Raw genomic sequence first — 12,038 nt, 5'->3', positions numbered from 1 at the left:
AGCCATGGATATCATGACCATCGAGCATCTGACCAAGGTTTACGGAGAAGGCGACACCGCCGTGCGCGCTCTGGACGACGTGAGCTTCTCCGTTCAGGCGGGCGAGTTCATCGCCATCATCGGCAGCTCGGGTTCGGGTAAATCGACCCTGCTGCACCTCATGGGCGGCGTGGACCGACCGACCTCGGGCACCGTGCGCCTGCAGGGGCAGGACATCTACGAGCGTACCGACGAGCAGCTCGCCGTCTTCCGCCGCCGCGAGGTCGGTCTTGTCTACCAGTTCTACAACCTGATCCCCGTGCTCGACGTCGTGGAGAACATGACGCTTCCCGTGCTCATGGATGGGCGCAGCGTCAACGACAAGCGCCTGAACATGCTGCTGCGCACGCTCAAGCTCACCGGGCGCGAGCATTACCTGCCCAACCAGCTGTCAGGCGGCCAGCAGCAGCGCGTGGCGATCGGTCGCGCGCTCATGAACGCGCCGGCGGTCGTGCTCGCCGACGAACCCACGGGCAACCTCGACTCCAAGAACTCAGCCGAGATCATGCGGCTGCTGCGCGATTCCAACCGGCAGCTCAAGCAGACGCTCATCGTCATCACCCACGACGAGGATATCGCTCTTATGGCGGACCGCGTCATAGCCATCGAGGACGGCCGGCTCGTGCGCGACGAGCGCATTCGGCAGGTACCCGCCGCGACACACGGCGGGACCGCCGCGGCCTTCCCCTCCAAGGGGGCGCGCTGAGATGAGCATCTTCACCCGCTTCACGCTGCAGTCGCTCAAGCGAAACCGCACGCGCACTGTCGTGTCCATCATCGGCATCGCGCTATCCTGCGCGCTCATCACCGCGGTGCTCACGAGCGTCGTGTCCCTCTCGAACATGCTCATCCAGCGCACCGGCGCTGAAGAGGGCTGGTGGTACGGCGAGGTCATGCCCGTCGACGAGCAGAGCTTCGCCACGCTGACCGAAAACCCCAAGGTGACGGACTGGGTCGGCATCACGTGCCTGGGCACCGTGTCTCTCGGCGATGAGAACGACGACCTGCTGGGCAGGTATCTGTACGCGAAGACCTGGCCTGCCACGCAGGATGCCGATGAGCCCCTCGTGAAGCTGCCCGAGATCGTCGCCGGCCATGCGCCCGAAGCCGCAGGCGAGGTAATCCTCCCCCATTACCTGCAAAACCTCGAGCTTGCGCCCTGCGGAATCGCCACCGCAGACGGCGGCGCCATCGGCCTTGGCAGCCAGCTCGTCCTCGACCTCGGAACGCGCACGATCACGAACCTCGCAGACGGATCGTCCTATGTCGCCATGCCCGCATCCGGCGACACCGTCGACGAGGAGACGCAAACCGACTCGTACGCTGCAGACCTCGGCAAGCTCACCGTCACCGTCGCGGGCTTCTTCCGGGCGTACGGCTACGCGGCAAACTATGCGCTCCAGGGCAGCAGCGCCTATATCTACGATGACGGCAGCGCGGTCGAGAACGCTTTGGCAGACGGCTCGGACGCCACCTGGGCGTCGCTGCTCTTCCGCACGAAGAACCCGGCAGCTGCCGAGGGCATCGTCGAATCGATAGCCAACAGCAGCAGCACGGCAGGCGGCAGCGTGCACGAGTCCCTTCTGCGCTGGATGGGCGCCACGCCCGACAAAGCCGTCTGGAACACCCTCTACCAGATCGCAGGCATCCTGGCCGCCGTCGTGGTCGTGGCGGGCGTCTCGCTCATCTACAACAGCTTTGCGATCTCGGTCGCCGAGCGCACGCGGCAGTTCGGCCTGCTCTCGAGTCTCGGTGCCAGCCGCCGCCAGCTGCGCCGAACGGTGCTCACCGAGGCCCTCGTCATCGGCGGCGTCGGCATCCCTATCGGGCTCGCACTCGGTCTTGTTGGCTGCTTCGTCGTGTTCAGCCTGCTCGGCGAGGGCATCGCCACCATGGTCGGCGGAACCGACGCGCACGTGGTCGTGCATCCCGTGGCGCTTCTTGCCGCCATCGCGCTCAGCCTCGTCACGCTGCTCGTGAGCGCAGCCGTCCCCGCCATCCGCGCAAGCCGTGTGTCTGCAGTCGACGCCATCCGCCAGACGCAGGACGTGCGCCTCAGCCGCGCCACCCGCCGCCGGCTGCGCCGTGTCCCGCAAGCGGGCTACCCGACAAGCCGCAGGCTCGGCATCGCGGGCCGTCTGTTCGGCATCCCCGGCTTCATCGCCCACCGCAACCTCAGCCGTAGCTCCTCGAAGGGCCGCGTCACGGTCGCCGCGCTCGCCGTGTCGGTCGCCCTGCTCATCACCTCGGGGTCCATCGCGAACGTCATGAGCTACGCGAGCGACACCTCAATCCAGACCATGGAGGGGCAGGACCTCGTGGTCTATATCGATGCTACGGGCGCCGAAGCGGACCGAACGCTCGCCCTCGCATACGGCCAGGTGGACGGACCGGCCATGCAAAAGGCGCTCGCGCGCTTCTACGCGGACGCCTCCCAGATCGAGGGCGCAGACCCCAACGGTTATACCACCTCCTACATGGCCGACCTGTTGGTTCCCGCCGGTATCCTGAACGATGAGGTCATGGGTCTCGACGGCGCCCTGCCGCCCCTTGCGGACGGATCGTGGTACGGCCCCGCCTACGTCGAATTCATCGACGATAGCTCCTGGCAGGCCTACATCGGCGAACTCGGCCTTTCGCGAGGCGAGTTCTGCGACCCCACGCACCCGCGCGCCATCGCCGTCAACGCCTATCGGACGACCGACGGGGAGACCTACGGCTCCTATAGTCCCTTCGAAGGCACCGGTACGGTCCGCTCTCTTGAATTCGCAGACCTCGATGGCTACTTCGTTTCCGACATCGAGGACGGACCCGACGGATCCCCACAGGCGATGTATTACGACAACGAGGGCAAAGAGCGCTACCTGCCCCTCGCGGAGGCGGTCGCCGCCGAGCAGGACATCGAGATCGGCGCGCTCGCGGACGAGCTGCCCGAAGGCGTTGTGAACGCCACCGGAACGCTGCAGCTCATCCTGCCGGCGTCGGCCATCGACCTTGCCGACACCATGGGCTATACGGCCGCAACCACCTCGTTCGACTGCGGCGGCGACGCCACGCAGGCGGCCGAGCTCCAAGACGAGCTGGAATCCATCGCCAAAGGCTACCCTGAGCTCGACCTCGTCTACTCGAACACGGCGCAGGGCAAGCTCCAGGCGCGTCTCATGGCCACCACGGTGAACACGTTCATCTACTGCTTCGCCGCCATCACCGGGCTGATCGCCGTGGCTAACGTCTTCAACACGCTCGCGAACGCCCTCATGCTGCGCCGCCGCGAGTTCGCGATGCTGAAATCCATCGGCATGGGCGATAGCGCCTTCCGCCGCATGATCGCCTACGAATGCGCAAGCTACGCCCTGCGCGGGTTCATGATCGGATTCGCCATCGCCGCACTGGCGACCTTCGGGCTCTACCAGTCGATGGTCATCTCGTACTCGACCTATGAGTTTTCCCTGCCGTGGCCGCAGGTCGGCATCTCGGTGCTCGCCGTCGCCGTCGTAATCGCGGCAAGCGTCGCCTACGCCCTTGCCCGCAACCGCTCCTGGAGCATCGTCGAGTCGCTTCGCGACGATGCCATCTGATGCGCAGGTGCCCTTCCGCTGCACGGAAACGCGGCGGAAGGGCACCGTTCGCAGATTCGAACGGCAGCCGTGACAGATTCGTGACATTCGCGGCGTATTCTGGCGCCACATGCAGACCTTTCCTCTCAAACCTAGGGAGATACCATGACCGATGAGACCACGCCGACCGTGCCCAAGGGCCCCGCGCAGGACGATGCCGTCCGCGAGCCGATCGGCGTCATACCGTCAGCCGCCAAGAGCGGCCCGGACTCCGCGACCGTGCTCGCAAACCCCGATGAGGAGCTCGATGCGACGGACGCCGAAGCGTACGCCCAACTCAAGGCCAAGCGAACAGAGCGCCGCCGCAAGAAGCTCATCCGCCGCGGCATCGTGGCGGGCGTGATCGTCGCCCTCGGCGCCGGCGGGTTCATCGCCGTCAACGCGCTGAACCAGCAGCAGACGGAGATGACCTACGAGCCCATCACCGACATCGCCTTCGCTGGCAGCTACATCGATGTGGTCGATGCATCGGGCTCGCTCGAGCCGCTCTCCTCCACCGTCATCACGCCCACCGTCGACGGCACGATCGCCGAGGTGCGCGTTGCCGCCGGCCAGTACGTCAACGAGGGCGACGTCCTCATGGTCATCGACAACCCCGACCTCGACCTCGCCATCAAGGAGGCGCAGCGCAACCTCGAGGCGGCCAAGGAGAGCCTGGCGAGCGCCAAGCGCTCGCGCGACGATGCCTACAAGGCGGCCGAGCAGGCGCGCGCGGCGCAGGCGGCACAGCCCGCAGCGGCTTCCACAGGAATCACCCTCCTCGATGACGGCGGCGCGGGCGATGCGGGGGCACCCGGAGATACCGGCGGCGGCACCGTCGACCTGCCGGCAGGCGATACGGGCATCGATACCCAAGCCGCCGACGATGCCGTCAAAGCCGCCGAGCGCTCGGTGGAAAGCGCGCAGGCGGCGGTGGACCAGGCGGTTGCCAAGGCTGCTGAGCGCACGGTCACCTCGCCGCTCTCGGGCAACGTCGTGGCCATGAACGCCCAGGTGGGCGCAAGTGCACTCGGATCGGGCTCGGGTTCTGACGGCGGTGCGGGCGGCCTTATGCAGATCGCCGACCTCTCGAAGATGAAGGTCACGATCCAGGTGGGCGAAGAGGACATCGCGCGCGTCGCGGCCGGCCAGACGGCCACCGTGACCTTCCCGGCGTTCCCCGACATCTCGCTTGCCGGCACCGTGCAGAACATCGCCTCGATCGCTTCAGGCAGCGGTGGCGGCATGTATATGGACGGAAGCTCCGTCACCTTCGCGGTCGATGTGCTCATCTCCGAGCCCGACCCGCGGCTGAAGCCGGGCATGACCGCGAGCGTCAACCTCATCACCGAGCAGCTCGACAACGTGGTGATGGTTCCCACCATGGCGCTTCAGACCGACGATGGAGCCTCCTACTACGTCATGGTCGAGACCGATCCCGAGACCCATGCCGCCGAGCGCCGCGACGTCACGGTCGTCACGCAGAACTCCGACTGGGCCGTCGTGGGCAGCGCCGAAGGTGCCGACGTGAACGAGCCCGACGGCGCATCCATGCCCGCCTCTCCCCTTGCCGACGGCGATACCATCGTCATCTCCGGCGGAATGGGCGACATGATGGGTGCCGACACCGCGGTGAGCGCATCATGAGGCCCGTCATCGACATGAAGGGCATCCACCGCATCTTCGAGTCGGAGGCGGGGCTCGCCCACGTGCTGCACAACATCGACTTCACGGTCGATCCCGGCGAGTTCGTGGCCATCATCGGCCCGTCGGGTTCGGGCAAATCGACCCTCATGAACATCCTCGGCTGCTTGGATACGCCGACGTCAGGCACCTACCATCTCTGCGGGCTCAACGTGTCGGACCTCACCGACGACGAGCTCGCCGAGGTGCGCGCCCTGCAGATCGGCTTCGTCTTCCAGAGCTTCAACCTGCTGCCGCGCATGAGCGTGCTCGAGAACGTCATGCTGCCCCTCGCCTACACCGACTGCCCGCGCACCGAGCGCGAGAGGCGCGCCGTGAGCGCCCTATACTCGGTGGCGCTCGCCGTCGACCACTACGACCATCGTGTGAACGAACTCTCCGGCGGCCAGATGCAGCGCGTGGCGATCGCGCGCGCCCTCGTCAACGACCCGCCCATCATCCTGGCCGACGAACCCACCGGCAACCTCGACTCCCATACGGGCGCCATGGTCATGCAGACCTTCCACCGCCTGCAGGAGGCGGGCAAGACGATCGTCCTCATCACCCACGATGCGGGCGTTGCCGCCGAGGCCGACCGCACGGTCACCATCCGCGACGGCCGGCTGTACCGCAACGCCCCGCGCAGCCCTCGCAGGCGCACCCTCGACCCGGACCGCGTGCCGAGCATCGGCGGCCTTCGCACGGGAGGTGCCGCGCTATGAGCTTTCGCGACCTCATCCGAGAAGCCCTCCGCTCGCTGGAATCCAACCGCGGGCGCAGCCTCCTCACCATCCTGGGCATCGTGATCGGCATCTCGGCGGTCATCGCCATGACCTCGCTCATCGGCGGCATCCGCAACTCGCTCGTCGAGAGCCTCGGCCTCAACGCGGCGCGAGCCGTCCAGATCTCCTGCGCCTACCAGATGAAACCCGACGATGTCGACGACCTTGCGCGCCTCATGCCCGAATACGAGGCTATCGAGGGATCGGCCTTCGGCTACACCCAGATCAAAAACGGCCAGCAGACCATCGATGTGAGCATCACCGGCGCGAACAGCACCTTCTTCCAGATGACGGGCGCCCTGCGCCTTGCCGAGGGACGCCTGTTCACCACCCAGGAGGAGTCCTCCGCTTCGCGCGTGGTCGTCCTCGACCGCTCGGGCGTGAAGGCGCTCTTCGGGCGCGAGGACATCACCGCCGTGGGCAAGACGGTGCGCATCGGCAGCAGCGACTACCTGGTCGTCGGCGTCGATGAGCGCATGCCCAACACGGGCAGCGGCGGCAACAGCACCTATATCACCGTCTACATGCCGCTCGAGACCGTCCTCAAGGATTTCAGCGGCGGCTATGCGTACCTGACGCAGGTCGTGGGCATCGCGCGCGAGGGCGTGGATGTCGACGCCCTCATGGAGACCACCAAAAAGCAGGTCGCGAAGGTCATGAGCATCCCCGACGACCAGATCGACGACAACGTGTACGTCTACTCCATGAAGTCGACGATCGACTCCATGACCGGGTTCATGAACTCCTTCTCGCTCATCATGGGGGCGGTCGCGGGCATCTCGCTTCTGGTCGGCGGCATCGGCATCATGAACATGATGCTCACGAACGTGACGGAGCGCATCCGCGAGATCGGCGTGCGCCGCGCGCTCGGGGCCACCCGCCGCGACATCACCCTGCAGTTCCTGATGGAATCGGCCGTGGTGTGCGTTGCCGGCGGAATCATCGGCACCGTGCTCGGCTACCTGCTGTCGTGGGGTCTCGCCTTCGCCGCATCGACGTTCGGCCTGTTGAGCTCGATGGGCATGAGCACGGGGGACGGGACGACCTCCACGCTGGCGCCCCTCGTGTCGGTCGAGGCGATCGCCGCGGCAGTCGGCCTGAGCATCGGCATCGGCCTTCTGTTCGGCTGGTACCCGGCGCGACGTGCGGCGAAGCTCGACCCCGTGGAGTGCCTGCGGTCCCTGTAGGGGACGGGCCGATCGCGCCTACAGGCAGCGTGCGAGAAAACCGCTCACCACGTTCCAGTAGCGCTCGGGATCGCTGTGCGAGCTCTCCCCGTGGCGCGCGCCCTCAAACGGCACCTTCTCCTTGATGGCGCTCGCGCATGCGTCATACACCCGATCGAGCATCCCGTAGGGCACGAAGGCATCTTCAGTTCCGTGGATGAACATCATGGGCACGCGGGCGCGCTTCAGGCGCTCGACGGAGCTCGCCTCGCGAAAGCCGTATCCGGCGCGTGCACGGCACACGGTCTCGGCAGCGTCGAGCAGCGGGTGGACCGGCAGATGCATCATGTTGTCCATCTGCACGACGAACTCATCCCACACGCTCGTGTAGCCGCAGTCCTCGACGATGCACTTCACCTGGGGCGGCAGGTCGAGCCCCGACGCCATCATGACCTCGGCGCCGCCCATGGACACGCCGTAGAGCGCGATGCGCGCATCGGGGTCGAAGTCGACGATCATGTCAATCCAACCGAGCAGGTCGTTCGCATCGAGCCAGCCCATCCCCACATAGCGGTCGGAATTGCGCTCGTGTCCGCGCGCGGCGGGCAGCAGGACCGAAAACCCCGCGCGATGCGCGAGCATGGCCTCGCCGGAAAGGTCGGAGGGCTGACCGCTGTAGCCGTGGCACAAGATGAGGTAGCGGTGCTCCGTATCGGTGCTCGCAATCGAGCGGCGGCCATCGTCACCCGGAACGACCCCCTGCCCCCATATGCGCCATCCGCGCAGCTCTCCCCCATCACGCGCCGGAATGCACGCGTCGCGGCGCGCCTGCTCGAACCACGCACGGGCTTCGCGGCGGAACGGATCGGCTGCGAAGGCGCCGACATCGAGACCGCTCGCCTCGCCGAAGTTGATATGCGACATGATGGAGCGCTTGGAGCGCGGATTCAAGGCGAATTCGAACAGCGCGTTGCCTGCAGCCGTGAAGCCGGCCCCGCCGAGCGCCACGAGCCCGGCGGCGATCGCCCCGGCGATGCGAATCATAGACAGTTGGGTCCTCTCTGGGCATGCGATGCGGCCGTGCGCCCTTAAGGCCCGGGCCGCATGAAAACCGCGGAGCCTGCCAGCTTCGGCATGCCCCGCGGCGTGCGGATACGTCAGTTCTTCTTGGTGGTCGGCCGCTTCTTGGCAAGGGCAGACGGCGAGACGGTGATACCGCCCTCAGAGCGCCTGACCTGCGTTCCGCGGTGACGGGGACGCGGGGAGGCACTTGAGCTGGGAGCGTGGTGCTGAGCCGGGCTCGAAGACGCCTCGGTGCGCTCGACAGCCGCAACCTCGGTCTTATGGGCCGTGACCGTCCGGCTCGGGGTCCGCTTGCGCTTCTTGCCGCGACCGAGCTTGGAGATGGCGCGATCCCAGCGCTCGTGGATGCTCGCGTTGTGGGAGCTCTTGAGGCCCAGCAGCGGAGCGGCGAGAATCGTGGGCGCGATGAAGGTGATCAGACGCCACAGGAGATAGCCCGCCGTCGCAGCGCTGCCGTAGAAGTGGCCGAGGAACAGCGCGAAACCGCCCTCGGCGCCGCCCGTGCCGCCCGGCAGGGGCACAGCGGAGCTCAGCAGCTGGACGAACGCGCTCGCCGCCATGACCGAGAAGAAGTCCACATCGTGGTGGCCGAACGAGAGCATCAGGAAGTACGGAACCAGGTAGAAGAACGCGAGCTGCAGCATGGTGATGACAACCGTGAGCGCCATGGAGCTGAAGTGGCCCGCAGCGAGCTTGAACTTGTCGGAGAAGGCCATGACCTCGCTGTCGACGAACTCATGCCAGCTCTCGGTCTTCTCGCGGGAGACGCCGGCGCGCGCAAGCACGCGGATGATCCAATGGGCGACGCGGATGACCATGCGCGGCATGAGCGCGACAGCGAAGATGCCGAGCAGGATGCAGACATGGCCGCCGAAGCTGAAGACGCTGATGAGCGTGATGTCGCCGTACTGGGCAGCAAAGAACGGCATGCGGGCGATAAGCAGGATGGCGCCCCAGGCCACGAGACCGAACTGGTAGACGATGAAGCGGGTGAACTGGATGGCGCCGGCCTCGCCCACGTTCTGGCCCGCCTTGGTGAGGCGGTAGATCTGGGCGGGCGTCGAGCCCATCATCATAGGCGTGAGGTTGCCGAAGAAGATGCCGCTCGCCTCGACCGAGATGAGGTCGCGGATGCCGACGGGCGATTCTGGGTCGAGCCACACGGCGATGGCGTAAGCGGCGATACCGAAGATGAGGTAGAGCAGCATGCTCAGGCATGCGACGGCGAGCCAACCCATCTGGACGTTGCTCATGGCGTCCCAGAACTGCGCGACCTGGCCGGTGACGACCAGATAGATCACATAGGCCACCAGCACGAGCCCGATGAAGATGGCTCCGCGGCGCGCGCCCTTGTGATCGTCGCCGCCGGATGGCTGGGCCACGACCTTGGGCTGAGTCCCCGGCTTATGGGTGGAATCCGACATGGGTCTCCTTGCAAGTCATATAGGTCGCGCCCGAAGACGCGCGTGAAAGGCATTACCCACTATTGTACGGCCTTTTGACCCGAGCTCCCAGACGGACCCCGCCGTGAAAAGAATTCCAGACGATCCCCCGCTGGCCTCTCTGGCCACGTAGCCGAAAGCCGCCATGTCCACTTTCAGGACGGAGATGAAAGTGGACATTTGCGCGCGAGCCCTCCGCTGGCCTCTGTGGGGACGTAGCCGGGAGGCGCCACGCCGGCCGGCGGGGCGAAGTCTCCGGCCGGGGTCCCCGGCATGGCGCCTCCCGGCTACGTCCCCACAGAGGCCAGCACCGTGTCGGCGCATACGAAAAGAGGCTCCTTTCGGAGCCTCTTAGAGTTCTTGGTAGCCCGTACCAGATTCGAACTGGTGATCTCCGCCTTGAGAGGGCGGCGTCCTAAACCGCTAGACGAACGGGCCGTATGTGGATGGCTGGGATGGAGGGAGTCGAACCCCCATTGACGGAACCAGAATCCGCTGTCCTGCCATTAGACGACATCCCAATGGTGCATCCGCGCTCGCGTTGCCGCTTCGCGCAAGAAAGTATATTAGGGGAGCACATTCCCATGCGCAAGTACTTTTTTGAGAAAAGTCGAAATTCGTTCAGCTCGATTCACAGGGCGCCCATATCCCCTGCTTACGGCACATGCTGTACGCTTATAGACGGGAGATCACCGCATCCGTGAACTCATCGGTGGTCGCGGCGCCCGACGTGGAGCCGGTCAGCGCGCGACGCACATCCGCCGTGACGCACGCGCCATCGGCAAGCGTCGCGCGCACGGCGGAGCGGATGCGCGCGGCGGCATCGGATTCGCCCAGATGGTCGAGAAGCATGCAGCCCGACAGGATCTCGGCAGTCGGGTTGGCGATCCCCTTCCCCGCGATATCGGGCGCCGAGCCGTGCGTCGCCTCGAAGATGGCGCACGAGGAGCCGATATTCGCCCCGGGCGCCATGCCGAGCCCGCCCACGAGACCGGCGCACAGGTCGCTCACGATGTCACCGTACAGGTTGGGAAGCACGAGCACGTCGAAATCCTCCGGGTGCATTACGAGACCCATGCAGGTCGCGTCGACGATGCGGTCCTCGAACGCGATCTCCGGGTACTCGGCCGCCACCTCGCGCGCAACGCGCATGAACAACCCGTCGGTCGCCTTCATGATATTCGCCTTGTGCACAGCAGTGACCTTTGAGCGGCCACATCGCCGGGCGTACTCGAAGGCGTAGCGCACGATGCGCTCGGAGCCCGTGCGCGAGATGGGCTTCAGCGAGATGCAGGCATCCTGGGGGATGACGCGCCCGGTGTCGCGCTTGACGGTCTCCCTCACATCCTGGGCCGCGGGATCATCCGCCTCGAACTCGATGCCGGCATAGAGGTCCTCGGTGTTCTCGCGGATGATGACGACATCCACATCGCGATAGCGCGACCCATCTCCGGGCATAGAGGCGCAGGGGCGCACGCAGGCGTACAGGTCGAAGGCGCGGCGCAACGATACGTTCACGCTGCGAAACCCGCTGCCGATCGGCGTGGTGATAGGCCCCTTGATGGCAACTCCGACCTCGCGGATGACGTCGAGCACATGATCGGGAAGCGGCGTTCCATACCGATCGACGACCGAAGCCCCCGCCTGTAGCTCGCGCCAGGTGATATCAACGCCGGCCGCCTCGATCACGCGGCGCATCGCGCACACGATTTCGGGGCCAATTCCGTCTCCGGGAATAAGGGCGACCTCGTGGTTCAAGAACCCAACCTCCAATAAGAAACCGGAGTGCGCAGCGGGCCGCCTTCGCGCGCAGATGCTCGAAGGACTGCCGTCTTGCTGCTCCTATAGATATCGTATGTTGTGCACATATAGTACCGCGCTGCACTGTCCCCCATAATACGGTGCGAAAAGCGGAACACAGCGGGAACTCTCAGGACACGCCTTCGCAAGTCCTCCACAACTTCAGAATTTCGAAAATGAGGGCTTGCGCTCGATAGGGGTATCCCGTAATATTCTCTCTGCGCAAAGGCGCAACACAGACGGCCCGTTCGTCTAGCGGTTTAGGACGCCGCCCTCTCAAGGCGGAGATCACCAGTTCGAATCTGGTACGGGCTACCAAGAACTCCAAGAGGCTCCGAAAGGGGCCTCTTTTCGTATGCACCGACGCGTGCGGGCCTCTCTGGGGACCCCGGCCGGGGGCTTCGCCCCGCCGGCCCGCGGGGCGAAGCCTCCGGCCGGGGTCCCCGG

Annotated in this window: 8 protein-coding genes and 3 tRNA genes; 6 read left to right on the top strand and 5 right to left on the bottom strand. The window is 65.9% G+C overall.

The window, feature by feature from the left end:
- Positions 1 to 4: 4 nt before the first annotated feature.
- The 5 genes from H6A16_RS00155 (at position 5) to H6A16_RS00135 (ending at position 7,287) form a co-directional block, all read left to right on the top strand.
- Complete coding sequence (locus tag H6A16_RS00155) at positions 5 to 745, top strand: ABC transporter ATP-binding protein (protein WP_239458082.1); 741 nt, start codon at positions 5 to 7, stop codon at positions 743 to 745.
- Between the two features lies 1 nt (position 746).
- Positions 747 to 3,617, top strand: a complete 2,871-nt coding sequence (locus H6A16_RS00150) for an ABC transporter permease (protein WP_204615117.1) — start codon at positions 747 to 749, stop codon at positions 3,615 to 3,617.
- A 144-nt stretch (positions 3,618 to 3,761) separates the two neighbouring features.
- Entirely contained in the window at positions 3,762 to 5,282 is a 1,521-nt protein-coding gene (locus H6A16_RS00145; RefSeq protein ID WP_204615116.1) for an efflux RND transporter periplasmic adaptor subunit, read from the top strand.
- A complete protein-coding gene (locus H6A16_RS00140; protein WP_204615115.1) occupies positions 5,279 to 6,040 on the top strand; it encodes an ABC transporter ATP-binding protein in 762 nt (253 codons plus the stop codon). Before H6A16_RS00145 ends, H6A16_RS00140 begins: the two co-directional genes overlap by 4 nt.
- On the top strand, positions 6,037 to 7,287 hold the full coding sequence (locus tag H6A16_RS00135; protein ID WP_204615114.1) for an ABC transporter permease: 1,251 nt from the start codon (positions 6,037 to 6,039) through the stop codon (positions 7,285 to 7,287). The genes H6A16_RS00140 and H6A16_RS00135 overlap by 4 nt, the downstream gene beginning before the upstream one ends.
- An 18-nt stretch (positions 7,288 to 7,305) precedes the next feature.
- On the opposite strand, the gene H6A16_RS00130 is transcribed toward H6A16_RS00135, so the two are convergent.
- From H6A16_RS00130 to H6A16_RS00110, 5 genes are all read right to left on the bottom strand, one after another.
- The gene (locus tag H6A16_RS00130; RefSeq protein WP_204615113.1) at positions 7,306 to 8,310 is read right to left on the bottom strand and encodes an alpha/beta hydrolase; all 1,005 of its coding nucleotides are present in this window, start codon (positions 8,308 to 8,310) and stop codon (positions 7,306 to 7,308) included.
- A 113-nt stretch (positions 8,311 to 8,423) separates the two neighbouring features.
- Positions 8,424 to 9,773, bottom strand: coding sequence for a lysylphosphatidylglycerol synthase transmembrane domain-containing protein (locus tag H6A16_RS00125; RefSeq protein WP_204615112.1), 1,350 nt, complete (start codon positions 9,771 to 9,773; stop codon positions 8,424 to 8,426).
- Between the two features lie 379 nt (positions 9,774 to 10,152).
- Positions 10,153 to 10,229: transfer RNA gene (locus H6A16_RS00120), tRNA-Glu, on the bottom strand.
- A 9-nt stretch (positions 10,230 to 10,238) separates the two neighbouring features.
- Positions 10,239 to 10,312 (bottom strand) — tRNA-Gln (locus H6A16_RS00115).
- A gap of 154 nt (positions 10,313 to 10,466) precedes the next feature.
- Positions 10,467 to 11,549 (bottom strand): isocitrate/isopropylmalate dehydrogenase family protein, encoded by a 1,083-nt coding sequence (locus H6A16_RS00110; RefSeq protein WP_204615111.1) that lies wholly within the window; start codon positions 11,547 to 11,549, stop codon positions 10,467 to 10,469.
- A gap of 283 nt (positions 11,550 to 11,832) precedes the next feature.
- On the opposite strand from H6A16_RS00110, the gene H6A16_RS00105 reads away from it, so the two are divergent.
- Positions 11,833 to 11,909 (top strand) — tRNA-Glu (locus H6A16_RS00105).
- Positions 11,910 to 12,038: the final 129 nt, after the last annotated feature.

The sequence above is a fragment of the Collinsella tanakaei genome (assembly GCF_016900375.1).
GTDB lineage: Bacteria > Actinomycetota > Coriobacteriia > Coriobacteriales > Coriobacteriaceae > Collinsella.
The sequence above is the reverse complement of the archived record's forward strand: the minus strand, read 5'-3'. Positions and strand labels throughout refer to the sequence as shown.